The organism is Micromonospora sp. NPDC005203, from assembly GCF_042872705.1.
Taxonomy (GTDB): domain Bacteria; phylum Actinomycetota; class Actinomycetes; order Mycobacteriales; family Micromonosporaceae; genus Micromonospora.
Window position 1 is genome coordinate 71,765 of the sequence record NZ_JBIAKV010000010.1, and the last position, 23,936, is coordinate 95,700.

The 23,936-nt window shown below is 73.9% G+C and carries 18 protein-coding genes and 5 tRNA genes; 10 read left to right on the forward strand and 13 right to left on the reverse strand.

The annotated features are described in order from the left end of the window. The first annotated feature begins 168 nt into the window (after positions 1-168). The 3 genes from bioD to ACFYPM_RS21815 are packed head-to-tail and all read left to right on the forward strand — an operon-like array spanning position 169 to position 3,173. On the forward strand, positions 169-894 hold the full coding sequence (bioD, locus tag ACFYPM_RS21805) for a dethiobiotin synthase (protein WP_387199844.1): 726 nt from the start codon (positions 169-171) through the stop codon (positions 892-894). 54 nt (positions 895-948) lie between these two features. Then, on the forward strand, positions 949-2,496 hold the full coding sequence (locus tag ACFYPM_RS21810; RefSeq protein ID WP_387199847.1) for a sensor histidine kinase: 1,548 nt from the start codon (positions 949-951) through the stop codon (positions 2,494-2,496). A gap of 23 nt (positions 2,497-2,519) precedes the next feature. Further along, complete coding sequence (locus ACFYPM_RS21815) at positions 2,520-3,173, forward strand: response regulator (RefSeq protein WP_387200239.1); 654 nt, start codon at positions 2,520-2,522, stop codon at positions 3,171-3,173. A 30-nt stretch (positions 3,174-3,203) separates the two neighbouring features. On the opposite strand, the gene ACFYPM_RS21820 is transcribed toward ACFYPM_RS21815, so the two are convergent. The 5 genes from ACFYPM_RS21820 to ACFYPM_RS21840 form a co-directional block, all read right to left on the reverse strand. Continuing rightward, positions 3,204-4,025, reverse strand: a complete 822-nt coding sequence (locus tag ACFYPM_RS21820) for an ABC transporter permease subunit (protein ID WP_387199850.1) — start codon at positions 4,023-4,025, stop codon at positions 3,204-3,206. Beyond that, positions 4,022-4,954: an ATP-binding cassette domain-containing protein gene (locus ACFYPM_RS21825; RefSeq protein WP_387199853.1), complete on the reverse strand. Its 933-nt coding sequence runs from the start codon at positions 4,952-4,954 to the stop codon at positions 4,022-4,024. Before ACFYPM_RS21825 ends, ACFYPM_RS21820 begins: the two co-directional genes overlap by 4 nt. A gap of 69 nt (positions 4,955-5,023) precedes the next feature. Next, the gene (locus ACFYPM_RS21830; RefSeq protein WP_387199856.1) at positions 5,024-5,854 is read right to left on the reverse strand and encodes a polysaccharide deacetylase family protein; all 831 of its coding nucleotides are present in this window, start codon (positions 5,852-5,854) and stop codon (positions 5,024-5,026) included. Between the two features lie 196 nt (positions 5,855-6,050). Beyond that, on the reverse strand, positions 6,051-7,232 hold the full coding sequence (locus ACFYPM_RS21835) for a cytochrome P450 (RefSeq protein ID WP_387199858.1): 1,182 nt from the start codon (positions 7,230-7,232) through the stop codon (positions 6,051-6,053). Positions 7,233-7,241: 9 nt separating this feature from the next. Beyond that, a complete protein-coding gene (locus ACFYPM_RS21840) occupies positions 7,242-7,910 on the reverse strand; it encodes a class I SAM-dependent methyltransferase (protein ID WP_387199861.1) in 669 nt (222 codons plus the stop codon). Between the two features lie 162 nt (positions 7,911-8,072). On the opposite strand from ACFYPM_RS21840, the gene ACFYPM_RS21845 reads away from it, so the two are divergent. Continuing rightward, positions 8,073-8,945, forward strand: coding sequence for a hypothetical protein (locus ACFYPM_RS21845; protein WP_387199863.1), 873 nt, complete (start codon positions 8,073-8,075; stop codon positions 8,943-8,945). A gap of 46 nt (positions 8,946-8,991) precedes the next feature. On the opposite strand, the gene ACFYPM_RS21850 is transcribed toward ACFYPM_RS21845, so the two are convergent. The 3 genes from ACFYPM_RS21850 to ACFYPM_RS21860 form a co-directional block, all read right to left on the reverse strand. Then, positions 8,992-11,922 carry a M36 family metallopeptidase gene (locus ACFYPM_RS21850; protein WP_387199866.1) on the reverse strand — a complete coding sequence of 977 codons (2,931 nt, stop codon included), beginning with the start codon at positions 11,920-11,922 and terminating at the stop codon, positions 8,992-8,994. A gap of 281 nt (positions 11,923-12,203) precedes the next feature. Beyond that, positions 12,204-12,785, reverse strand: a complete 582-nt coding sequence (locus ACFYPM_RS21855) for a TIGR03086 family metal-binding protein (protein WP_387199869.1) — start codon at positions 12,783-12,785, stop codon at positions 12,204-12,206. 80 nt (positions 12,786-12,865) lie between these two features. Next, positions 12,866-13,468, reverse strand: coding sequence for a TetR/AcrR family transcriptional regulator (locus tag ACFYPM_RS21860; protein WP_387199872.1), 603 nt, complete (start codon positions 13,466-13,468; stop codon positions 12,866-12,868). Between the two features lie 386 nt (positions 13,469-13,854). On the opposite strand from ACFYPM_RS21860, the gene ACFYPM_RS21865 reads away from it, so the two are divergent. From ACFYPM_RS21865 to ACFYPM_RS21880, 4 genes are all read left to right on the forward strand, one after another. Then, positions 13,855-13,927, forward strand: a tRNA-Gly gene (locus tag ACFYPM_RS21865). A gap of 34 nt (positions 13,928-13,961) precedes the next feature. Beyond that, positions 13,962-14,032: transfer RNA gene (locus ACFYPM_RS21870), tRNA-Cys, on the forward strand. Between the two features lie 13 nt (positions 14,033-14,045). Beyond that, positions 14,046-14,120, forward strand: a tRNA-Val gene (locus ACFYPM_RS21875). 134 nt (positions 14,121-14,254) lie between these two features. Then, positions 14,255-15,142 carry a glycosyltransferase gene (locus ACFYPM_RS21880; RefSeq protein WP_387199875.1) on the forward strand — a complete coding sequence of 296 codons (888 nt, stop codon included), beginning with the start codon at positions 14,255-14,257 and terminating at the stop codon, positions 15,140-15,142. A gap of 419 nt (positions 15,143-15,561) precedes the next feature. On the opposite strand, the gene ACFYPM_RS21885 is transcribed toward ACFYPM_RS21880, so the two are convergent. Next, positions 15,562-15,804 (reverse strand): DUF6458 family protein, encoded by a 243-nt coding sequence (locus ACFYPM_RS21885; protein WP_357247876.1) that lies wholly within the window; start codon positions 15,802-15,804, stop codon positions 15,562-15,564. Between the two features lie 147 nt (positions 15,805-15,951). Between ACFYPM_RS21885 and ACFYPM_RS21890 the strand changes: the two genes are divergently transcribed. Both ACFYPM_RS21890 and ACFYPM_RS21895 read left to right on the forward strand, forming a co-directional pair. Further along, positions 15,952-16,024, forward strand: a tRNA-Gly gene (locus ACFYPM_RS21890). 48 nt (positions 16,025-16,072) lie between these two features. Then, positions 16,073-16,147: transfer RNA gene (locus tag ACFYPM_RS21895), tRNA-Val, on the forward strand. 135 nt (positions 16,148-16,282) lie between these two features. Here the strand turns inward: ACFYPM_RS21895 and ACFYPM_RS21900 are convergent. From ACFYPM_RS21900 to ACFYPM_RS21915, 4 genes are read right to left on the reverse strand one after another with little or no spacing between them, the layout of a single operon-like run. Further along, positions 16,283-19,036, reverse strand: a complete 2,754-nt coding sequence (locus ACFYPM_RS21900) for an FtsX-like permease family protein (protein WP_387199878.1) — start codon at positions 19,034-19,036, stop codon at positions 16,283-16,285. Then, positions 19,033-22,203, reverse strand: coding sequence for a permease (locus ACFYPM_RS21905; RefSeq protein ID WP_387199881.1), 3,171 nt, complete (start codon positions 22,201-22,203; stop codon positions 19,033-19,035). Before ACFYPM_RS21905 ends, ACFYPM_RS21900 begins: the two co-directional genes overlap by 4 nt. A 4-nt stretch (positions 22,204-22,207) precedes the next feature. Next, positions 22,208-22,900, reverse strand: a complete 693-nt coding sequence (locus ACFYPM_RS21910) for an ABC transporter ATP-binding protein (RefSeq protein ID WP_387199884.1) — start codon at positions 22,898-22,900, stop codon at positions 22,208-22,210. Then, entirely contained in the window at positions 22,897-23,829 is a 933-nt protein-coding gene (locus tag ACFYPM_RS21915) for an ABC transporter ATP-binding protein (RefSeq protein ID WP_387199887.1), read from the reverse strand. Before ACFYPM_RS21915 ends, ACFYPM_RS21910 begins: the two co-directional genes overlap by 4 nt. Between the last annotated feature and the right edge of the window lie 107 nt (positions 23,830-23,936).

Sequence of the window (23,936 nt, forward strand, 5' to 3'; positions counted from 1 at the left end):
AGGAGTGAGCCGGGGTTGCGAGCCCCGCAGTCGCGAGCAGAGGTGGCCCCGTGAGCGCGAGGAGTGAGCCGGGGTTGCGAGCCCCGCAGTCGCGAGCAGAGGTGGCCCCGTGAGCGCGAGGAGTGAGCCGGGGTTGCGAGCCCCGCAGTCGCGAGCAAAGGTGGCCCCGTGAGTGGGTGGGAGGGGCCGGTTCTGGTGACCGGGACCGACACCGAGGTCGGCAAGACGGTGGCGACCGCGGCGATCGCGGCCGCGGCGCAGGCCGCCGGGCTGCGGGTGGCGGTGGTCAAACCGGGCCAGACGGGTACGGCGGGCGGCGAACCAGGCGACGTAAACGTGGTGAACCGGCTGGCCGCCCCGCTGACCGGCCGCACCCTGGCCAGTTATCCCGATCCGCTCGCCCCGTTGGCGGCCGCCCGGGTGGCGGACCTGCCGCCGTTGGAGTTGTACGAGGCGGTGGACGCGGTCCGTGCGGAGGCGGACAAACACGACCTGGTGTTGATCGAGGGTGCGGGTGGGTTGCTGGTTCCGATGGGGTTGCGTCCGTCGGGGGAGCTGTGGACGATGGCCGATCTGGCGGTGTCGCTCGGCGCGCCGGCCGTGGTGGTGGCCCGCGCCGGGTTGGGCACGCTCAACCACACCGCGTTGACCCTGGAGGCGCTCGACCGGCGGGCGGTGCCGGCCGGTGTGGTGATCGGGGCCTGGCCGAGCCGGCCGGAGTTGGTGCACTGGACGAACCTCACCGACCTGGTGCCGAATCTGCTCGGCGCGTTGCCCGACGGCGCCGGAGCGATGGACCCGGGGGTGTTCCGGCGTTCCGCGCCGGGTTGGCTCACGCCGGCCCTGCACGGTGTGCTCGACGACTGGCGGGCCTGGGCCGAGGAGAGCGGCTGAGGACCTGACTTTCGTCGGTGTCCGCGCAGGTCGGGCGTGGGTAGCCTGGCCGCCGTGCGGATTCTCGACTTCTCGCTGCCGGGTTCGCTGGATCGGCGGCGTCGCCTGCTGGTGGACGCGCTGCTCTGGGCGGTGGTCGCGGCCCCGGTCGGCTACGCCGGGGTGAGCCCGCCCTACCCGCGGTACGCGGTGCCGCTGCTGGTCGGCAAGTTGCTGCTGCTCGGTGCGGCGGTGGTGGAGAGTCGACGCCGCCCGTTGGTCGCCCTGGTGCTGGTGGTGCTCGGGTCGGTCGCCGATGGCAATTTCGTCTTCGCCGTTCCGGTCTTCAGCTATCTCACCGGGCGGCGCAGCGTCTCCGCGCGCCCGGTGGCCGGGGTCTTCGTGTTGATCGCGGCCGGCGGTACGGCGCTCAACCTGGGTTTACTCGGCACCGGCGAGGCCACCTGGTTCCTGCTGGCCTCGGTGTTGCTCTTCGCCGCGGTGTTCCCCTGGCTGGTGGGCCGGTACCGGCTTCAGCAGCAGGAGTTGGCCGCCGCCGGTCATCGTCACGTGGAGGCGCTGATCCGCGAGGAGCGCGGTGCCGCCGAGCGCATCCGGCTTCGGGAACGCGCCCGGATCGCCGGGGAGATGCACGACTCGTTGGGGCACGACCTCAGCCTGATCGCGTTGCGTGCCGCCGCCCTGGAGGTCGCCGCCGACCTCGACGCACGGCATCGGGCCGCGGCGGGGGAGTTGCGGGCCAGCGTCTCCGCCGCCACCGAGCGACTGCACGAGATCATCGGGGTGCTCCGCGAGGAGGGTGGCGCGTCGGTGCGACCGAGTGGGGAGACCGTCGCCGACCTGGTCGACAATGCCCGGGAGGCCGGCCTGGCGGTGCGGCTGGAGGCCGCCTCGGCGGTCGCGGAGCTGCCGGCGATGACCGGCCACGCGGCGCACCGGGTGGTCCGTGAGGCGCTGACCAACGCGGCCCGGTACGCGCCGGGCGCCCCGGTCGAGGTGCGCCTCATCCGCGACGGTGAACGGGTCGAGGTGAGCGTGGTCAACGGTGCTCCCCCGAGCGAGCCGCTGCCCGCCCCGCCGTCGCGGGGCAGCGGGTTGCTCGCCCTCGCCGAGCGGGTCCGCCTCGCCGGTGGGACGCTCGACGCCGGTCCGCGCACGGACGGCGGGTTCGCCGTGGTGGCGGCGTTGCCGGCGACCGCGCCACCGGTGGAGGCGATCGAGAGCGATCTTGCTGGATCGTCCGGCGGCTGGCCCGGCCCGGTGGACGCGGAGCGGCGGCTGCACGACGCCCGCCGGCGCGTCCGGCGCAGTCTGCTGGTGGCGCTCCTGGCACCTGCCGGCTTCGCCCTGGTGCTCTCGCTCGTCTACTACCCGGTGGCGACCGCCGGGACGGTGCTGGACCGGGCCACCTTCGACCAGATGCGCGTCGGCACGGCCAGGTCGGACCTGGAGGGCTTGCCCCGGCGGCAGGTGGAGAGCCCCGTCGGCGTCGACCGGGCCGGCTGCGAGTACTACACCGACGGCAACTTTCCCCTCGCCGAGCCGACGTGGCGGCTCTGCTTCACCGACGGCCGGTTGGCCAGCAAGGAGTGGATCGCGTAGTGGACGCCGACAGGGCCGGGGCAGTGCCGGTGCGGGTGGTGCTGGCCGACGACGAGGCGATGATCCGGGCCGGTGTCCGGGCCATCCTCGCCACCGACCCCACCATCGAGGTGGTCGCCGAGGCCGGTGACGGACGCGCCGCGGTGGAGTTGGTCCGCGCGCACCGACCTCGGGTCGCGCTGCTGGACATCCGGATGCCGCGGCTGGACGGGTTGGCCGCCGCCGCCGAGATCCGCCGGCTCGTGCCGGAGACCGCGACGATCATGCTGACCACGTTCGGCGAGGACGACCACGTGGCCCGCGCGCTCGGGCACGGCGCCAACGGTTTCCTGCTCAAGGCCGGCGACCCGCGTGAGCTGATCGCCGGTGTGCACGCCGTCGCCGACGGCGGGGCGTACCTGTCGCCGCAGGTGGCCCGCCGGGTGATCGAGCTGGGCGCCGGCCAGTTGGCCCGCCGGCCCGCCGCGCGGGACCGTACGGCCGGGTTGACCGAGCGGGAACGGGAGGTGCTGGCCCTGGTCGGGGCGGGGCTGTCCAACGCCGAGATCGCCCGCCGGCTGCACCTGGTGGAGGGCACCGTGAAGAGCTACCTGACCAGCATCTTCACCCGGCTGGACGTGCGTAACCGGGTGCAGGCGGCGATCCTCGCGTACGAGGCCGGGCTGGTCGACGGCTGAGCGGGGGCCGGGAAGCCCCCGCTCAGGTCGTCAGGCGTCGCGGCGGCGCAGTGCGACCCGGCCCAGCAGCAGTGCGACACCGGCCCAGCCGGCGAGCAGGAGCAGCCCGACCAGGCTCGGGTAGGGCTCGGTGTCGCCGGCCATGAAGTGCCCGCCGGCCACGCCGGGGAACACGTCGGCGATCCGGTTCAACACCTCGATGTCCGGGTTCTGCAGGGACAGCGGCACGATCATCAGGGTGGCGAGGAGCACGACGATCGTGAGCACCGCGCTGCGTAGTGCGGCGCCGAGGCCCAGCGCGAGCACGCTGATCAGCGCCAGGTAGACCGCCACCGCCACGATGTCGCCGATCGTGTCGGCGGCCGGGGCGCTGCCCCACTCGCCGAGCACCGGCCGGGCGACCAGGGCGCCGACGCTGCCGAGCAGCAACCCGAGGGCGAAGGTGACCGCGCCGGTGACCACGGCCTTGGCCAGCAGCACCCGGCCACGGGACGGGGTGCACTGCAACGTGGTCCGGATGGTGCCACTGGTGAACTCGGCGGTGATCGCGAGCAGGCCCAGCGCCAGCACCACGTACTGGGTCAGCTCGACCGAGTCGATCAGCACGCTGCCGACGGTGACGATCCCCAGGTCGTCGGTCGGGTCGTCGTTGGTGTTGTCGTTCGCGGCGTAGATGGCCAGTTGGCCGGCGCTCGCGACCATCACCAGCAGCCCCGCCAGCGCCGTCCACCAGGTGCTGCGCACCGAGGAGAATTTGGTCCACTCGGCGGCCACCGCCCCTCGGAAGGGGGCCGGCGCACCGGCGGTTGGCGTGCTGGCGGGGCGGGTGTCCGCGTCGGTCTGTGCGCTCATCGTTGCCCACCCTCGGTCGGGCCGCCGGCGTACTCGACGCTGTCGGCGGTCAATTCCATGAACGCCTGCTCCAGGGTCGCGGCCTGCGCGGTCAGCTCGTGCAGTCGTACCCCCAGCTCGTGCGCCAGGTCACCGACCCGGTCCGCGGTGGTGCCGGTGACGGTCAGCTCGGTGCGGTCGGCCGCCACCACGCTCGCCCCGGCGGCCGTGAGGCGCGCGGCCAGGGCGGCCAGCCCGTCCGGGTGCGGGCTGCGCACCCGGACGGCGACCGTGCTGGCGGCGAGCACGTCGCCGATCGGTGCGTCGGCGAGCAGCCGGCCCCGGCCGATCACCACGAGTTGGTCGGCGGTGAGCTGCATCTCGCTCATCAGGTGGCTGGAGACGAAGACGGTCCGACCCTGGTCGGCCAGCGAGCGCGTGAGCTGCCGCACCCAGCGCACCCCGTCCGGGTCGAGGCCGTTCACCGGTTCGTCGAACATCAGCACCGGCGGGTCGCCGAGCAGCGCGCCGGCGATGCCGAGCCGTTGGCTCATGCCGAGGGAGAGGGCCCGACCCGGTTTGCCGGCGGCCCGCGCGTCCAGCCCGACGGTGTCCAGCACCTGGTCGACCCGGCGGGCGGGGATGCCGTTGCTGCGGGCCATGGCGAGCAGGTGTGCCCGGCCGGAGCGGGCCGGGTGGATGGCGCGGGCGTCGAGCAGCGCCCCCACCTCGTGCAGCCCTCGGCGCAGTTCCCGGTACGCGCGCCCACCGATTAGGGCCTGTCCGGCGGTGGGACGGTCCAGCCCGAGGATCATCCGCATGGTGGTGGACTTGCCGGCGCCGTTGGGGCCGAGAAAGCCGGTGACCCGGCCGGGCGCGACGTCGACGGTCAACGAGTCGACCGCGACCCTCGCCCCGAACCGTTTGGTCAACCCACGTAATGTGATCATGTGCTGACGCTAGGCGTGCGGCCCGCTGCCGCGCCGCGCCCGAACGGCAGCACCCGACCCTGACTTTCGTCAGGTCGTCGGTGCCTCGGTCCGCACGTAGTCCTCCAGCAGCGCCGGCGTGAGCCCGGCCCGGTGGATCGCCTTGAGCGCTGCGAGCAGGTCGTCCATCAGCGCCGGCCGGAAGTGCATCAGCAGCACGTCGCCGGGCCGCACCACCTTGTCCGGGGTCTGGTAGCGCACCTTCCCCTCGTGCACGGTCTCGGTCCAGTGGAAGACCGCCTTCGCGCCGCAGTCGTGCGCGGCCCGCAACGTGGTGGCGTCGTGGTTGCCGAAGGGCGGGCGGAACAGGGTCGCGCGTGTGCCGAAGAGCGTCTCCAGCGTGTCCGCCGCCCCGCAGATCTCCCGCTTCTGGTAGTCGTACGACCGGCCGGACAGCGAGTTGTGGTTGATCGTGTGGCTCTCGACGACCCCGCCCGCCGCCACGATCTGCCGGAAGTAGTCGCTGTGCTCCTGCGCCGCCGGCGAGTTGAGGAACATCGTGACCGGGATGTGCGCCCGCTCGATGAAGTCGGGCACCGCGGGCGGGCGGGCCAGCCCACCGTCGTCGATGGTGATGAAGGCGACCTTCTGGTCGGTCGGCAGGCGGTGCCAGAACTGGGCCGCGCCGGTCGCGGGCAGCGGCACCGGTTGCGGTGGCGGGGCCTCGGGGAAGGTCGGCACCTGGGACACGTACCAGTCCAGGCTTCCCGGTGTGGGCTTCACGGTCGGGGACGGCGAGGCCGAGGGTGTCGGCTGGGCGGCCGGCGTCGGCTGCTTCGCGCTGATCTGCCGGGCGTGGATCGTGTGGCCGGGGCTGACTGTGCAGGCAGTCAGCGTCAGCAGGGCCAGAAGCGTTACCACTGCGAGGATGCGGCGCGGGTGGGCTGATGACACGCCCGGAAACTTAGCTGGTCGTGGTCAGGTCCTGTGCCCCGTGACGATCTCCCGAGCGCCCTTGTCCGGCTGGCCTGGCCCCGGATCGGAGTCGATCGACAGGCGGGGGCGGCCGATGGTGCGGTGGATCCTGCGGATACTCGCTCTCGTCGGGGGCATCGTGCTACTGGTCCAGGGGCCGCTCGACTGACCGCACCACGAGGGCGTCCGGCATCCGGAAGGTGAGATTGTCCGGGCACCAGGGCGGGCGGACCACCGTCACCCCGTCCAGCAGCGGTGCTGCCTCGGCAACCACCACGGCCGCCTCCATCCGGGCCAGCACGTCCCCGACGCAGCGGTGGGCGCCCGCACCGAACGACAGGTGGCGACGGGACCCACGCTGGCCCGGCCGGAGCTCGTCGGGCGTCTCGACCACCGCCGGGTCGCGGCCGGCGCGAGCCAGCCAGAGCACGAGGCTGCTGCCCGCCGGGACCGCCGTACCGCCGAGTGTGCTGTCCGTCGCCGCCACCCGCCGCCAGGTGACGATCGGCGGCTCCAGCCGCAGCCCCTCCTCCACCACGTCGGCCACCGCGACGTCGCCGGTGCGCAGGCCGGCCCGCACCGCGGGTTCGCCGGCCAGCCGGTGCAGCAGCAGGGTGAGAAACTGCGAGGTGGTCTCCTGCCCGGCGACCAGCAGGAAGAAGAGCGCGCCGACCACCACGTCCGGCGGGTGCCCGGCCGCGCGCAGCTCGCCGGCCAACCCGCCGCCGGTGGCCGCGAAGTCCCGCAGTACGTGGTGGAACCGGCCCACCTCGGCGGCGAGTGCCAGCTGCCGGTCGGTGTCCAGCGGCGCCCAGAACAACTCCAGCGCGGCGCGGGCGAACTCCTTGACCGCGCCGACGGGTGCGTCCGGCAGCTCGACCAGTCGGGCCAGCGTCAGCAGCGGCAGGTCGGCGGCGAGGTCCGCGTACAGGTCGACAGGCGCGCCGGTGTCCAGCCGGGCGCCGAGCCGGGCGACCCGGTCCCGGACCAGCGCGGTGAGCCAGGGCCGCTGCGCGGCGACCCGCTCCGGGTGCAACGCCGCCGCGACGATCGCCCGGATCTCCGGATGGCTGGCACCCGAGTTGTTGGCAAGCGTCGGGGGCAGCCGGAACCGGTGCCCGGCGAGCACCCGCAACGCCGTCACCGGCATCGGGGTCACCGCGTCCAGCGCGTTGTCCGGCCGGTAGGTGACCGGGTCGGCGAGCACCTGACGGACCAGCGCGTGCCGGGTCACGACCAGGTGGCGTACGCCGACGTGGTCGCTCACCTCGGCGACGTCCGGCCAGGGTGCCTGGACCGCGGACCCCCAGCTCGAGAACAGCACGCGGACACGCTAGCGGGCGGCTCCCGGCAGCCCGGCGCGCAACTGCCAGACGGTGGTGCGCTTCACCCGTACGCTCTCCAGCGCCTCCGGCACCGGCACGTCGTACGCGGCCAACTCGTCGAAGCGGTCGCGGGGCAGGAACGCCCGGCCGGGGTCACCGACCAGCGCCGGTGCGCCGGCACGCGCGGCGCGCAGCAGGAAGCGCAACACCCGCCGGGCCATCGCGTCGCTGTAGAAGACGTCACCGGCGAGCACCACCTCGGCGTCCCCGGCGTCGGAGTCGAGGATGTCGCCGAACTCGGCGTCGACGCGTACCCCGTTGGCCTCGGCGTTGAGCGCGACGGCCGCCACCGCCAACTCGTCCACCTCGACGGCTCGCACCGCCGCCGCCCCGGCGCGGGCGGCGGCGATGGCCACCAGGCCGGAGCCGGAGGCGAGGTCGAGCACCCGGCGGCCGGCGACCAGCTCCGGGTGGTCGGTCACGTAGCGGGCGAGGGCCTGCCCGCCGGCCCAGGCGAACGCCCAGAACGGCGGCGGCCGGTCGGTGGAGAACTCGCCCTCGGTCAGCTCCCACAGCCCGATCGGCTCGTCGGCCTGGTGCAGTCGCACCTCGGGGACGAAGGGGACCGGGGACAGCCGGGCGTGCAGCCGGACGAACGTGCTGGAGAGCTCGGACACCTGGCGATTCTCGCGCACCGGTGATGCCGGGCGGCGCGGGGAGGCGGACCGGTACGGGTGAGGGGTTCACCACCCTCGGTGAAATCACCACTCGTCCTTGGCGTCCGCTGCGAAGACACCCGTCTGTCCGGCCCGCCCGTTTCCTCCTAGCGTTTCCCGGGAGTGACGAGAAGAGGCGAGGTGGTGGTGATCGTGTGGCGGTACACGCTGCGGGTCGGGGCGATGGTTGCCGGCGTGACCGGGGCGGTGCTGACCCTGGCCGCGCCGGCCCAGGCGGCCTTCGCCACCGAGCTGAGCGGCCTGCCGGCCCGGTTCACCGCCGGGGATCAGGTGCGGACGATCTCCGCGGTGGTGTCCCAGACGGACCGGCGCGGCGGATGCGTGAAGGTGCGCTGGTCGATGGTGCTCAGCGTGCAGGGCATCCGACTCGACCAGGTGAAGATGGACCGGGTGGAGGAGACCGGCGACTTCCCGCTGGAGGTCCAGACCGAGGGTGACGTGGCCCGGCTGACCGACCGGCAGCTCGACCCGGGCACGCTCTGCCCGGGCCGCACGGTCACGGCACGCTACCGGGTGGCCTTCGCCGAGGACGCCACCCAGGGGAGGGTCACCCTCGCCGCCGAGGCGTACGACGCCAACGCGCGCCTGCTGGCCCGGCAGACGGCCACCCGTTCGGTGCGGGGCGCGGGCGTCACCCCGAGCGCCACCCCGACACCGCGCGCCACCCCGACGCGGTCCAGCGTGCCGGCGAGCGCGCCGGCCGAGGAGGACGACACGTCCGGGGTGGACCCGGCGGGTGACTATCCGGCCGACGCGGCCGCACCGGCCGGCCGCCCAGCCTCGCAGTCCGGCGGGTTCGGCGTGGTCCACGCGGCGTTCCTGCTCGGCGGGCTGCTGCTCTTCCTCGGGATGGGTCTGCTGCTGCGGCTGCGACACCTGACCCGGGCCACGCCCGACGAGGCCGAGGACCCGCCGGTGGACCGGCGCTGGGAACGGCCGGTTGCCGCCGACCGCTGGCGGCCGGCCCGCCGCTGATCGAGGGACGTGGGGGTCGGCGGGTGGTCCGCCGACCCCCACGGTGTCACCCCGAGAACGCCTGGAACTCGGCGATCCGGACCTGCGTCCGGGCCGGGCTGGCGGTTGCGCAGTCCGTCGTCGTGACCGGGTCGTCGTCCTGCTCGCCCGCGTACCGGGGGCCGCCGGTGCACTGGCTCGCCAGCACCTCCAGTCGCAGGTGGGTGGCGAGCGTGCTGGGCACCGTGAACGTGCGGAGGTTGATGTCCCGGCTGTACGACCGGTACGCCCCGCCGGGGAACGCGTCGCCCGCGCTGGTGTAGATGCGCTGCCAGCGGGCCGGGTCCGCGCAGTCGGTGGTCGTCGCGTCGCAGGCGGACACCGCGAACGAGCGCAGCGCGCTGAGCGCGTTCTGACTGCCGGTGTCGGCGTCGCCGGTGATCGCCGGGCGCAGCATCGCGCTGACGTTCACCCGCTTGACCGTCTGCGGGGCGCCGCCGGGCAGCGCCACGGTGAGCTGCCGGCCGGCCACCCCGTCCAGGGAGGCCCAGTTCGTCGCCTCGGTGTCGTCGGCGATCCGGTCCAGGTTGACCCCGTCACCGGTGATCGTCGCCCCGGACGCGGTGGACGCCAGGTTGCGGCGCATCCGCAGGTCCACGAACCCGTCCTGGTCGGCCCTGGCGACCACGCTGAGCCGCTGGTGCCCGAAGCCGGGAGCCACGGCGAGCAGGTCGTACGTGCCGGCCACCAGCTCCACGGTGTCCGGGATCGGCGTCGCCGGGTCGGTGTCGGCGATCGGCGTGGCCCGTGCCTCGTACGCCCCGACGTACACCCGGATCGGCGCGTCGGCGCTGTCCCCGCGCGGGCGCAGGGTGAGCGTCGCGTTGCCGCCGCTCGGCGAGGCGAAGCTCGGCGTCGGGTCGGTGTCGCCGGCGCCGAAGGTGGCGGCGTCCCGGCCCATCCCGGAGCGGGCGAACTCGGCCCAGATCAGGTCCTGGTTGGCGCCGCCGAAGCGAAGCAGATCGGCGGTGAGCATGTTGTCGCGCATGTCGAGCATGCTGACCTGGCTGGCGGCCTGGAGCAGGAACGAGTCGAAGACCAACTGCGACCAGCGCCGGTTGCCGGGGCACTTGTCGGCGGCGACCTTCCCCTGTGCGCAGTCGAGCTGCCGCTGCGGGGTACCGAGGCCGTACCGCTTGACCAGCGCGGCGCGGACCCGGAAGTTGGTGGCGCCCCAGATCTCCCCGTCGGCGTGCACGGCGGGACCGCCGGTATTGTAGCCGATGTCGGAGTAGTTGAGCGGGCTGCGGCTGAGGTCGTAGTTGCGAATTCCGCTGACCAGGTTGCCGGTGACGTAGCCGCCGGTGACGAAGGGCGTCTCCCCGGGTGCGCGCAGTCCGTTCTGGAAGAGGTACTCGGCGGCGAGCAGGTCGCCCCACGACTCGCCCATCGCGCCGCCCTGGTGGCCGCCGATCCCGCTGTCCGGGCCGGCGATCATCCGGTTGGTGATCGCGTGGGTGTACTCGTGGCCGATCACCGTCATGTCGTAGTCGCCGTCCACACACGGCGGGTACGGGCCACCGGCCTGCGGCTGCCACAGGTACATGTTCGTGGTCGGCGGCTGCCCGTCGCGCCCGGTGCCCTGGTTGGCGTTGTTCCGGTTGCCGGTCAGCGCGCCCTGCTGGGCGCGGCCCTGCTCGGCGTCACCGCCCAGCCCGGCCGGGGTGAGGTTGACCGCCTGGAGGTTCCACGCCGACTCGGTGAAGCCCAACTGGTACGACCAGTCGTGCATCCGGTTGTGCATGGCGAAGAGGTTGGCGATCGACGCGTCGGCGTCGTTGCGCGCAGCGGAGGTGAACACCTCGGGGTTGCACTTCGCCTGGTGCCACTGGTCGGTGAACGGGTACTCGTAGCGGCGCTCCGGGCTGGTGGTGGCCGGGACGATCGGGGTGCCCGCACCCCAGGAGAGCACCGTGTTGGCCGAGTTGCCGCGCGAGGTGAGGGTGGGTGTGCCGGTGGCCGCGTCGATGTCCCAGGGTTGGCCGGTGGCCGGGTCGCGGAAGGCGGCCTGGCAGCCGGGCGCGGGGTCGCCGCACCAGCGCACCCGGGGGTCCTGCCCGGGGCCGAGGTCGCCCGGCGGGGTGGCCGGGAAGACCGCCCAGCTCGGGTTGTCGGAGTCGAAGTCGACGAGGTCCTCCCGGACCAGGACCTGCCCGGTGCCACCGTCGACGTAGCTGGTGAACGCGACCGGGTCGTCGGCGTCCGCGCCGATCATGGTCACCTCGTAGGCGGCCCGGGGCCCGTCCAGCGGCGTGGGTACGGCCACCGGCCGGATGGTGTGGCTGGCCACCGCGGCGACGGTCAGCCCGGCGTCGGCGAGCGCGGCGGCGTACGCCTGCTCGGCGGTGCGGGTGGCCGGCGCGGGCGTACCGGTGTGGCGGGCCAGTGAGGAGCTGACCGAGAGCACCGTGCCCTTGGCGACCGCGAGGGTGACGAGACCGTCCGGCCCGGCGGGCAGGTCGCCGAAGCGTTGCCGGAGGGTGACCACGGCGCCGGTGCCGATCGGCCGGACCAGCACGCGTTCCATGCTGGCCACCGCCGCGGGGTCCAGGCCGAAGAGGTCGCGATTGGCCCCCAGGTAGGCGCGGGCGGCGGCCTCCGGGTCGGCGGGCAGGCCGGTGGCGAGCGGGGCGCGGCCGGGGCCGAGGGCCTGCGGGGTGCCGAGTCGGTTCCACCGGACGTCGGGGTCGGCGGCGCGGGCCAGGCCGCGTTGGCGGGCGTCGGGTGCCGCCGTACCGGTGCGGTTGTCGGCGTCGGCGGGCTCGTGCCCCACGCTGAACGGTCCGGACCGGCGCTCGGCGGACGCCGCGCCGCCGGTGGGGGCCGCGGTGCTCACGCCGGTGGGGAGCAGCGCGGCGACCGTGGCCGTCGTCGCCAGGACGGCGACGAGCCGGCGTCGACGCCGGCTCATCGGGGGTGACCATTCGGGTAGTGGCACGGGACCTCCTCGTGGGAGCGGAAGGGCCGGCGGTCGCCGACCGTCGATGCGCGGTAACGCATGCGCATCTGTGGATATCAGTCGATCGAGATCGCGGCAAGGTCCCGGGGGGTCCGGCGGGCCAACTGAACGGAAATAGCTCGACTTCACGAAAGCCGGCCTCTTCTGAAACGCGTCAGGCGGCTGGCACCCTCTGGCGGGCCGGCAGCGGCGTCACGCGCCGCGCGCGTTCAGGCGCCCAACGCTTCAGCGCTCGGCGTGCGCTCGGTTGCTCGTAGCGGTCAGTCGCCCGGCGCCCAGTCGGGGTCGCGCCCGAAGGCGGCCAGCAGGTGGTCCTGCTCGTCGGCGTCGTCGGGGACCCGCACCCCGCTCTGGACCAGGTTGTCCCGGCGGTAGTCGTCGATCTGGCCGGCGAACCACCGGGCGGCCACGTGCACCGCTTCCGGGTCGAGCCGCGGCTGCGCGCCGATCGCCACCGCAACGTCCCAGCCGTGCACGAGATGCTCGGCGAGGAGTTGCTGGAGGTATTCCGCGGCCGGGGTCTCGCCACCGGACAGGTGCACGGCGCGGTCGAGCGTGCCCGGATGGGTGGCGGCGATCTCGGCCTGCGCGGCTGCCTCCCGCGCCACCGAGATCGGGTCGTCGCCGAGTTGGTCGCCATCGAGTCGGTCGCCGACCTCGTCGATGGTCCGGCCGGCGAGCAGCGGGACACTCCACCGGTCCTCACTCACCACGTGGTTGACAAGCGTGCGCACGTCCCAGTCGGAGCAGGGTGTCGGGTCGGACCACTGGCCGGGCCCGACCTGGTCCACCCGGTCGACGAATTCGGCCAGGCTCCGGCGGTACGCCTCCAGCAGATCCATGCTGCCGATTGTTCCGGTCGGCGGGGCGGGCCGAGCCGTTTTGCCGGGCCTGGTGGGGGCAATTGCGCCGGCTGTCCGGCTCAGTCCAGGTCGGTGAGGTCCAGGCCGAGCTCCCGGGCGGTGACCAGCCGGACCCACTCGCCGAACTGCCGACGGGAGATCACCCGGTCGTGCACGGCGAGTTGGACGGCGAGGCCGTCCATCACCGCGCTGATCCGCCAGGCGGCCCCGTCCGGGTCGGCGCACTGGAAGGTGCCGTCGGCCACCCCGGCGGAGATCACCGCAGCCAGGTCCTGTCGCCAGCGTAGGTCGAGCCGGCGGGACACCTTCTCCAACTCCGGGGTACGCAGCGACTCGGACCAGCCGTCGATCCACATGGACCAGGAGGTTGCCCGCCCGGCCGGCGTGTAGAGCTTGAGGATCCGGCGGAGCTTGGTCAGCGGGGGAGCCGAGGAGCGGGTCACCGTGTCCAGTCGGGCCAGATCCTGCTCGACCGCGTACGCGAAGGCCTGCGCGAGCAAGCGATCCTTGGTGGCGAAGTGGTAGAACACAAGTGCCTGACTCACGCCGGCGGCCTGTGCCACGTCGGCCGTCCGAGTGTTGGCCAGACCGCGCTCCACGATCACGTCACAGGCGGTGCGCAGCAGGGCATCCAGGCGGATCTCGGCCGCACGTCTCGTCACGACCGTTACCGTAGCCCATCCGATTGAACACGAACAGTTACCGCTACGGCCGGATCCGCGATGCGACAGTCGGAAGCCGGACACTTCCTCGGGGTGCGGTCAGTCGTTCCTGTGCGACCGTTCAGCGAGGTCGCCGCGCGTGGATGATGCACGAAGTGCCTGGTGTGCGGCGTGCGGCGCAACGATGGCCATCATCGTCCGCTCGTGCCCGAGCGTGACGGTCGGTGGCGGTCACCGGCGCCAGGTCAGCCCCCTAGGAAGCCCGCCCGTGGTGGTCCCGATCCCCACCCGGCAGAGGTGGGACGCGCCGAGATGACCCCGAGTTGGCAGTCTCTCACCGGCTCGGCTAAAGTTCTCATCCGTCACCCGGGAACGTCCGGGGGCGTGCGGACGTAGCGCAGCTGGTAGCGCATCACCTTGCCAAGGTGAGGGTCGCGGGTTCGAATCCCGTCGTCCGCTCGGAGCTGCCGCCACGCACGACGGGGGCAACCTCGGTGGGGTGGCCGAGAGGCGAGGCAACGGCCTGCAAAGCCGTGTACGCGGGTTCAAATCCCGTCCCCACCTCGGCAACAAGCACGGGCGATTGGCGCAGTGGGAGCGCGCTTCCTTGACACGGAAGAGGTCACTGGTTCAAACCCAGTATCGCCCACCAGCAGATCAGCGGCTCGTCACCGGATTCCGGTGACGAGCCGCTGCTGTTCAGCCTCCGGGACAGCGCCGGTGCGGCTTCGCATGGCACGCTTCCAGCGCGACGATCCATCGGATTCGCAATGGCGGGGGCGGACCATGACCGGGGCGGCTGGACCACCCGACAGCGCCGAAGCGGGTGCGGCCCGCGCACCGAGGGTCTCGATCGTTGTGCCGGTGCACAACGAGGAGGAGACCATCGGGCCGTGCCTCGATGCGGTTCTCCGGCAGACGACGCCGGCAGACGAGATCATCGTGGTGGACAACGCCTCCACGGACGCGACCCGGGCCCGGCTAGCCGACTACGCCGATCGGGTCGTGCTGCTCACCGAACCGCGGCTGGGCGTACTGGCCGCCCGCAACCGCGGCCTGACAGCGGCCACCGGCGACGTCATCGGGCGGATCGACGCGGACACCAGGCTGCCGCCGTACTGGGTGGAGGCGGTCCGCCGGGTCTTCGCGGACGATACCGTCGCGGCGGTGACCGGTCCGGTGACCTACTACGACATCCGCTTTCCGGCGGCCCTCAACGCGGTGGACCGGACGCTGCGCCGGGCGTGGACACTGCCGAGCCGGCGGCGGCTCGACTGGCTGTTCGGAGCGAACATGGCGGTCCGGGCCCGGGCCTGGCACGCCATCCGGCCCGACCTCTGCGACGATCGCCGTTACCACGAGGACCTCGACCTCGGCATCCACCTGCGGCGGGCCGGCCACCGGGTGGTCTTCGCCGCTGGGCTCCGGGCCGGCACCTCAGCGCGCCGTTTCCGGAACGACCCGGCCGACTTCTGGGCGTACCTGCGAATGATCGATGTCTCCTTCGCCAGCCACTCGGGGCGGGCCGGTAGCGCCAGTTACTGGCGGGCCTGGCTGACCAGCCGGCTGATCATGCTCTGCTACCTGCCGTTCCGGGCGCTGCACCGAACCCACCCGGCCTACACCGCCGCCCCGCCCCGGAAGAACCCGATGGCGGCGGAGCCGTCGCCCTAGCCCGGACTGGCCCGGCCGGCGTCGCTGCCCCGGCGGCGGTGCTCGGGCTGCGTACCCACGAGTAGAGCGTGACCAGTCCGTGGCTGAGCCAGGCGACGGCCGTTGCGGCCACCTGGCCGTCGTCCAGGTGACCGGCCAGTCGGAGTACGGTGCCGTCGGCAGGCGGGCCATCTCGGCCGCGCCGAGGGAGAGCAGACCGTCGGCGGTTCCGGCGTCGCTGTCCGGGCCGACCCACCAGACCCGGGCTACGCCGTGCAGGTGCTGCCGGGCCGAGACGAGCGCGTCCCGCGGTGTACGTCCGGCCACGCGCAGCACGCCGTTGAGGGTCGCGTGCGGCATGCCGGCTGCTCACCTCGTGGCCGCCGGCACGCCCGGCATCGCGCCGTGGATGGCTGCGCCGGCGGCGACGTGTGGTCGGGTCACATCGGCGGGGCGATGTCCCGACGCTCCTCGACCCGCGCGTACTCCACCGGCTGCTCGGTGGTGGTGACCACCTGACGGCGGCGACCGAGGATCAGCGCGGTCATGATCAGGCCGAGGACACCGGCGCCCATCAGGATCCAGCCGACCACGTCGAGGTTGATGCCGCCGACGCTCGCGTCGAGCGCGAAGGTGAGGATCGCGCCGAGCGCGATCAGAAAGATGCTGGTGCCGATACCCATGACAGCCTCCTTAGGGGGGTGTGGTGTGCTGTCGAGCCCCTCAGTACCCCGGCGCGGACCAGCGCAACCGTCACCGTCCAGGGTGCCGCGCCAAGCGATCTTGGCGTCGGGTAGAGTTCACCTGTCGCCGGCGGTTGTCGGGGACGTGCGGACGTAGCGCAGCTGGTAGCGCATCACCTTGCCAAGGTGAGGGTCGCGGGTTCGAATCCCGTCGTCCGCTCGTGATTCGCCCCGACGGGGGCTGACAGCCGGTTTCGGCGGTCACCACGGGCGATTGGCGCAGTGGGAGCGCGCTTCCTTGACACGGAAGAGGTCACTGGTTCAAACCCAGTATCGCCCACCATCTATACCGACAGATCAGGTGGTCCGTTGACCCGGACCGCGGGGTCGCCGTTCCTGCCCGGCTCGACGGTGCCCGAGGCGATTCGGCCGAGCGGCACCTGGCCGCCGGCCACCGCTCGGTCCGGCCACCGTTTGGTTACTCGCCGGCGCGGAGGACCTCGCTCAGCCGGTCGCGTCGCCGCAGCGCCGACTCGACAGGTACGACCGTGGCGGCCGTCGCGATCAGCGCCACGCCCACCAGGCCCAGCAGCCACCACGGCAGGACCGGCACCGGGTCGGCGGTCTGGCCGGTGAGTAGCCGCAGGTCGAGTGGGCCGAGCGTCAGACGTGCGAGCAGGGCCCCGAGGAGCGGACCGCACACCGCGGCGACCACGACCGGCGGCAGCAGCTCTCCGGCGGCCACCCAGCGGACGTCGCGCGGTCGCAGGCCGAGGGTCCGCAGCCGGGTCAGGGTCTGCCAGCGCGCCGACGCACCGGCTGCGGCGGCGAGCGTGAGGCCGAGCAACCCCAGCGCCACCAGCACCGCGGCGGCCGTCCACGCCAGCCGTAGCAGCCCCGCGGTGAGCGGAGCCACCCGCTGCGCCCGCAGGACGTCCGCGCGCAGCACGACCTCGGCGGCGACGCCGGTGTTCGACGCGGCCCGCTCCGCGCCGGTTCCGGTCACCCAGATGGTGTTCGGAGCGGTTGGCAGCCCGGCGGCGGCGAGGGCCGTGGCGTCCACGATGACGACGTCGTTGGTGCCGCCGACGGAGGGAGCGGTACCGACCGTGGCAAGGGGGATCGCCGGGGCGTCGTCCCGGGGAAGCTTCAGCCGCATGCCGGTCCGCAGCCCGCCGTCGCTCGATCGGACCAGCGCGGGGACGTCCCCGGGGCCGGGTGCCGTGAGCCGGGCCAGCGCCGGCGCGTCGGGCAACGGGGTGGTGGCCAGCAGGCGCTGGAACGCGTTGGCGTCCACGACGACCAGGAGTGGGGTGAGCAGTGTCGATTCGGTGAAGACGGCCGCCGAGGCGGTCACCTGCGCGACGACGACCTGCTCCACCCCGGGTGCGGCAGCGATGCGTTCGGCGAGTGCGGGTGTGGCGGTCGCGGCGTCGGTGTCGACGTTGAGCCGGGCGTCGGCGCCGACGGTGCTCCACGCGCCGTCGCTCAGACCCCGGGTGACGGTGGGGCTGAGGATGAGCGCGAACGACGCGAGCGCCGTGGTGCTGACCACAACCAGCAGCGGCAGTGCGCGCCCGGCCGTCGTGGCCGCCTGGGCGGCACCGAACACGGCCAGCGGGCGGCGCGAGCGCAGGGCCTGTCGGAGCGCGAACCGTGCCCCGAGGGGCAGCAGCCGGAGCAGGACCAGCGCGCCGACGAGCGCGCCCAGAGTCAGGGCGCTGATCGGCAGGACCAGGTCTCCGGTCAGCCCACCGGTGTCGCCGTCGGGGCCGACGGGCAGCAGCCCGCGCTGGTGCAGGGCCACGAAGGCAGCGACCGCGGCGACCAGGACAGCAGCCTCCACGGCGGCGCGGCGCAGCTGACCGGTGGTCTGGATCCAGCGCCGGGCGGCCCGGTTGGCGGGTTGGCGCCGGTCGCGGCTGGCGCGGGCGGCGGCGAGGGTGCCGAACGCCGGCCCGGCGACGGCGCCGGCCAGGACCACGGGAACGGCCCAGGTCCAGGAGACGCCCGGAGCGGCCGCGCGGGCGAGCGCGAGCCCGACGGCGGCGGCCGACAGGGATACCACTGTGGACTCGATGACCAGTTCCGTACCGAGGTCGGGCAGCGCCGCCCCACGCTGACGGGCGGCGCTCAGCGTCGGGGTACGGCGGCGGACCAGCAGGTCGGCGGCGAGCAGCAGCACCAGTACCGTGGCGGTCAGCACCCCGGCGAGCAGGACGGCGGCCTGTGCGGCGGCGACGCTGTTGCGGGCACTGGCGTCGCGCAGAGTGGTGTCGAGCCGCGATTCCCACTTCAGGGACCTGTCGCGGTCGCCGGACGAGCCGGAGGTCGCCTTGAGCTTGACCACCTGCCTGGCGAGCGCCGCGGTGGAATCCCAGGTGAGCGCGGCGGGGTCGGGGGCGAAATGGACGGTGCGCCGCAGTTGGTCCTCGTCCACGGCGAGCCGGGCGTCCGGCAACGACTTACGGGACAGCAGGCCGCCGATCCGGGTGGTCCCGACGCCGTCGGCGCCGGGCACGGGGCGCAGGAGCGCCGGGGCGAGTCGCCAGACGGGGTCGGTGCTGTCCGCGGGTCGGTAGATCCCGCTGATCCGGACGTCTCGGTCATGACCCTTGTTGTCGCTGACCGGGATGCGATCGCCGGGGCCGAGGCCGAGTGCGGCGGCGTCCGCGTCGGAGAGGCCGACCTGCACCGGCCAGGGTGGGGCGTCGTAGGGGATCTCGACGTACTCATCGGTGACGGCGGCGCCCGGCGCGCTGCCGGCGATCCAGGTCACGTCCGGGGCGCCCGAGTCACCGTCCAGGTAGGTGAACTGGAAGGTACGCGGCGCGTTGCCGTCGGTGATGCTGAGGACCGGGCCGTTGACGACGACGACGGGCGGGAGCAGCGCGGCGTCCAGTTCGGGTCCGAGCGCGTACGTCGCCCGGGTGCGGAAGCCGTCGACGTCCTCGGCGAGGCGGGGCACCCGGACCCGCCCGTTGTTCGACCCGTCGTCGCGCTCCCAGTGGGCATTCACGAGGACGTTCGAGTCCTGCCCGGAGCGGCGTACCGCGTCCTGGATGGCATCGTCGGCGGCGGCGCGGAGCAGCGTCGGCACGGCCCCGGCGAGCAGCGTGACGGCCGCGATGACGGCGGCGGTGAGCAGCAGCGGTCCGGCGTCGGTACGGCCACGGCCGCGGATGCTGGGCCAGTGCGGCGCCGGCCACCGGCGGGTCAGCCACCGCTTCACGGCGCCACCCGCAGGTGCGCGGCGTCGGCCCGGCGGACCTGGACGGTGACCACGACGGCGACCGCCAGCAGGCATCCGGCCAGCAGGACGGCGAGCAGTGCGGCCTCGGCTGGCCACGGCCAGTGTGGTCGGGCGGCCGGGACGGGCGCGGCCCCGATGTCGGAGCGCACGAGCAGGGGAGCGACGACGCGGGTGGCGAGCGCGCCGAGGCCCGCACCCGCCGCGAGCAGGGGCAGCAGGACGCCTGCGTGTTGGCCGAGCAGGACGGCCCGGATGCCGCGTCGGGACATCCCCAGACCGCGCAGCCGCGCCACCTCGACGGCGCGGACCTGTAGGTCACAGCTCACGTGCAGGACGACGCCGGCGAGCAGCAGCAGGGCCGCGGCCGGGACGGTGAGCTGGAGCGCGGCCGGCAGCCCGACGCGCAGCGGGCCGCCGGTGAGGCGGGCGGTCTCCGCCTCGCGGGTCGTGACGGTGCCCAGGTGAAGGGCGTCGGCCCGCTCGGCGGCGTCAGGACCGGCTGGGTGGCCGACCCACCAGGCGTCGACCGGGAACGTCAGGTCACCTCGGACGGCGCGTGCGCGGGACAGCGTGTCGAGGTCGGCCAGGACGGCGATGGCGCCGGGGGCGGACGGTACGGTCGGCACGACCCCCGTGATGACGATCGGGACGGGCGTGCTGCCGACCGTGACGCTGAGCTGACTGCCGCTGTTGGCGCCGACCTCGCTGGCGAAGGCGGCGGAGGCGGCGACGGGCACCGGGCCGGGGTCGGGGAAGGCGGTGGCGACGAGAGTCCGGGCGGCGTCCTCGGCGCCGCCGTCGAGCTTGACGATCGCGGCCATCCGCAGCGCGGTTCCCGTCGGCGTGGCGGACAGCGTGACGGTCGGGTCGGTCAGCTTGCCGGGGATCGGCGGCGCGGACGTGGCGGTCCAGTCCGATCCGTCGGTGGGCCTCGCCGCCGGCCCGGCGGGCGGGATGGTGAGCGTGACGGCTACGGCGACGGGTCCCCCGACCGCGTCGGTGGTGACCGGCAGGGCGACCGCGACGAGGCGCAGCCCGTCAGTCGTCGCGCAGTTGGGCAGCCGAAGCTCCTGGCCGTCGAGCGGTAGGGCGGGACCGCCGCAGGACGTGCGGAGGCCGGTGGCGTCCTGCAGCAGCAGCCGGGGCGTCACGGTGAGCGACGTGTCGCCGGCGGCGGTCCCGCTCAGGACGAGCGGGGCGCCGGTTGGGACGGGGAGGCCGGCGACCCGGGTGCGTGGTGCCAGCGTGGTGCCCACGTCCGCCCATTCGCGGTCGCTGCCCAGCCGCCCGCGCAGCAGCGCGTCGGCGCGGGTGGTGTCGACGGCGACCAGCTGCGGCGGAGTGCCGGCGCTGCCGAGCCACTGACCGACGGTGACACCACGGTTGAGGGCCGGACTCACCACCCCCGTGGTGGCCGCGCCGACGAGCGCGCCGTCGCCGGCCACCGGCGCCGTGCGGAGGGTGAGTGCCAGGTCGGTGCCGACGGAGAGCGCCGCCTGGTCGCGCTGCGACTCGTGCCACGTCGTGTCGAAGGCGAGGCCGAACGTGCCGGCCGCGCAGGCCAGCCCGACGAGCAGCCCGGCAGCGACCGCCTGTGGCCGGCGGGCGGCCTCCGCGACCGCCAGCGGCAGGGCCAGCCCACGGGCGCGGTACGCCAGGCGGTCGGCGGCGCGAAGCGCGGGCAGTACCACCCGGAGGGCCAGGGCGGCGCCTGCGGTGAGCAGCAGCGCGGGTGCGAGCACCCGGACCGCGTCGACGCGTGGGCTGGCGGCGGTGGGCTGCGCGTACAGCTGCCACCACCCGGCGGCGGCGAACACCGCGAGCAGCACGTCGACGCCGGATCGGGCCAGCAGTTCGCGGCGGGTGCGCTGGTCGCCGGCTGCCGGGACGGGCCGGATCGCCAGGATGGTGAGGACCGCGGCGAGCACCAGCGCGCCGCCGGTGACCGCGAGGATCTGGGTGCCGGCGATGGCCGGCCGGACGGTCAGGCCCGCGCCGTCCAGCGGCGGCAGGTGGGTCAGGCCGGCGTGCAGGGCCGACGAGGCCGGTATCGCGAGCGCGGCGGCGACGGCGGCGACGAGTCCGGCCTCGAGTGTCGCGGTGGCGGCGAGTTGCCGACGACTGGTGCCCAGGGCGGACCGCAGGGCGGTCTCCTCGGCGCGGATGCCCGTGGTCAGCCGGCCGGCGAGGACGAGTGCAACTGCGGCCAGGACGCCGCCGAGGACGGCGATGGCGAGCACGACGGCGGCAGTGACGTGCCGTTGGTCGTCGGCGGCCCGCAGGGTCAGCGGCAGCTCGGAGGAGACCCGGGCGAGCTGGACGCGGCTGCCCAGGGTGCCCGCCAGCCGGCTGTCGGCGTCGCGGACGGCCCCGGCCACGGTCTCCAGGTCGTGGCGGTTGGGGTGGGACAGGTCCGGATGGGCGGTGAACTCCATCCGGTCGACGGTGGCACCGGTGGTGAGCAGGTCGTCGAGGTCGACGAGGAACGGGCCGTAGGCGTTGACCGGCTGCAGGAAGCGGCCGTCCCGATAGCCGGTGCGGGCACCCTCGGCAGACAGCGGATCGCGGTCCCAGCCGCGCTCCGGCAGCGGGCGTACCACACCGACGACGAGCACGTCGATGGCCGGGACGGGCGCGTGGGCCAGTTCGGCGCCGAGGCGTACCCGGCGACCGGGGGCGAGGCCGAGCAGTCGGGCGGTGGGCTCCAGCAGCACCGTGTCGCCAGGGTCCTGTGGCCAGCGACCGGTGACCAGCTCGGCTCGCGCCGGCAGGTCGTCGAGCCCCGACAGGTACGCCTGGGCTCCGACGGTGGTGCCCTCGGCGAGCGTGGGCGGCAGCGCCCGCAGCACTGTCGACGCCCGCGCGGTCGTCGACACCGGGTACGGTGCGAGCGTGGAGGCCACCACTTCACGGGTGTCGGCGGCGACCGACGACGTGTGCGGGCCCTCGACGGTGCCGGTGTAGACGGTCATGTCGACGGCGGCGGGCGCGGCGCGGGCCATGGCGACCTCCAGTGCCCGCTCGGCGGTGCGGGTGACCAGCAGGGTGCAGGTGCCCAGCAGGGTCGCGCCGATCGTGACGACCCCGAGGAGGGCTGCCAGCAACGGCCACTGCGCGCGGGCGCGCCGGCTGACCAGCCTCATCATCGCGTCACCCGGCGTCCTGTTCGTCGAGGTGCCCGTCCTGGATGTGGATCACCCGGTCGGCCAGGGCCATCATCACCGCGTCGTGCGTCGACACCACCACGGTGACGCCTTCGGATTCCACGATCCCGCGTAGCAGGGCCATCACCGACAGGCCGGTCTCGGCGTCCAGTTGCCCGGTGGGTTCGTCGGCGAGCACCAGTTGGGGAGACGCGGCCAGCGCGCGGGCGATCGCCACGCGCTGCTGCTGGCCGCCGGACAGCTCGGCCGGCCGCTGCCGGGCGTGGTCGGCCAGGCCGATCAGTTCCAGCAGCAACTCGACCCGCCGCTCGCGCTCGGTGGGGTCGACCCGGGCCATCCGCAGTGGGGCCGCGACGTTCTCCGCGGCCGACAGCACCGGGATCAACCCGAAGCTCTGGAAGACGTACGACACCTTCTCGCGCCGCAGCCGGGACAGGCCGTCCTCGTCGAGCGCGGTGACGTCGGTGCCGTCGACGTGCACGGTGCCGGCGTCCGGGCGGTCCAGGCCGCCGATGACGTTGAGCAGGGTGGTCTTGCCCGAGCCGGACCGGCCGACGAGCGCCACCATCGAACCGGCAGCCACGTCGAACGACACGTCGCGCAGGGCGTGTACGACACTCGGCCCGGTGCGGAAGCGACGGTGTACGCCGCGGACGCGAAGCAGCGGCTCGCCGCTCATTCGCCGCCACCCGAGTCGGGGCGGATCGTGATGTGGTCGGGTTCCAGGGCCAGCCGAACCCGTCGGGTCAGCTCCAGCGCCTGGCGGAACTCGCGGGGGACCTGGACCCGCCCGGCCCGGTCCATCACCGCGTACTCCTCGGCGATCATCTGCAGGTCACCCTCCGCGTCGGTGGTGGTGCGGCGCAGCACCTCGCTGCTGGTGCGCCCGTCCCGGATCGCGACGGTGCGTTCGACCTGGCCGCTGACCGCCGGATCGTGGGTCACCACGACGACGGTCACGCCGTACCGGCGGTTGACGTCCCGCAGCACGCCGAAGACCTCCGCGGACGTGGCGGCGTCCAGTTCGCCGGTCGGCTCGTCGGCGAGCAGGACCCGCGGCTGGTTGGCCAGCGCCACCGCGATCGCGACCCGCATCTGCTGCCCACCGGAGAGTTGCCCGGGTCGCCGATCGGCACAGTCGGCGACACCGAGGCTGTCCAGCAGCTCGGCCGCGCGCTCCCGGCGCTCCCGCTTCGGGGTGCGGGCCGCCGTCATCGGCAGGTCCACCATCTCCCGTGCGGTCAGGTACGGGATCAGGTTGCTCGCCGTCTGCTGCCGGACGAACCCGACGGTGCGCCGCCGGTAGTCCACCCGGTCCGCGCGGGACATCGCCAGCAGGTTCCACCTGTCGACCCGGACCCGCCCGGCGGTGGGGGCGTCGATGCCGGCCAGGATGGAGAGCAGCGTCGACTTGCCCGACCCGGAGGCACCGACGACGGCGATCAGCTCACCGCTCTCGACGGCCAGGTCCAGTCCCTGGAGCGCCTGCACCTCGATCGAACCGGTCTGGTAGATCCGCACCAGGTTCTCGCAGACGATGAGCGCGTCCTGGCCGAACTCGGGTGCCCGCGCGGATGGCTGCGGCAGGGACAGCGGTGTGCTGGACATACCCTTCTCCGTCCGGGTCGTGCCGACGTCGAGCCAGCCTGGGATGGCCCCGAGAGGCTGCGGCACGCCAGTATCGCCCACCGCAGAAAACTTCTCGTCATCGCAAC

Coding starts and splice junctions, on each gene's coding strand:
- ACFYPM_RS21820 (WP_387199850.1), bottom strand. CDS start 4,025: ATGAGCGCACAGACCGACGCGGACACCCGCCCCGCCAGCACGCCAACC.
- ACFYPM_RS21825 (WP_387199853.1), bottom strand. CDS start 4,954: ATGATCACATTACGTGGGTTGACCAAACGGTTCGGGGCGAGGGTCGCG.
- ACFYPM_RS21855 (WP_387199869.1), bottom strand. CDS start 12,785: ATGGATCTGCTGGAGGCGTACCGCCGGAGCCTGGCCGAATTCGTCGAC.
- ACFYPM_RS21880 (WP_387199875.1), top strand. CDS start 14,255: ATGACCGGGGCGGCTGGACCACCCGACAGCGCCGAAGCGGGTGCGGCC.
- ACFYPM_RS21885 (WP_357247876.1), bottom strand. CDS start 15,804: ATGGGTATCGGCACCAGCATCTTTCTGATCGCGCTCGGCGCGATCCTC.
- ACFYPM_RS21905 (WP_387199881.1), bottom strand. CDS start 22,203: ATGATGAGGCTGGTCAGCCGGCGCGCCCGCGCGCAGTGGCCGTTGCTG.
- ACFYPM_RS21910 (WP_387199884.1), bottom strand. CDS start 22,900: ATGAGCGGCGAGCCGCTGCTTCGCGTCCGCGGCGTACACCGTCGCTTC.
- ACFYPM_RS21915 (WP_387199887.1), bottom strand. CDS start 23,829: ATGTCCAGCACACCGCTGTCCCTGCCGCAGCCATCCGCGCGGGCACCC.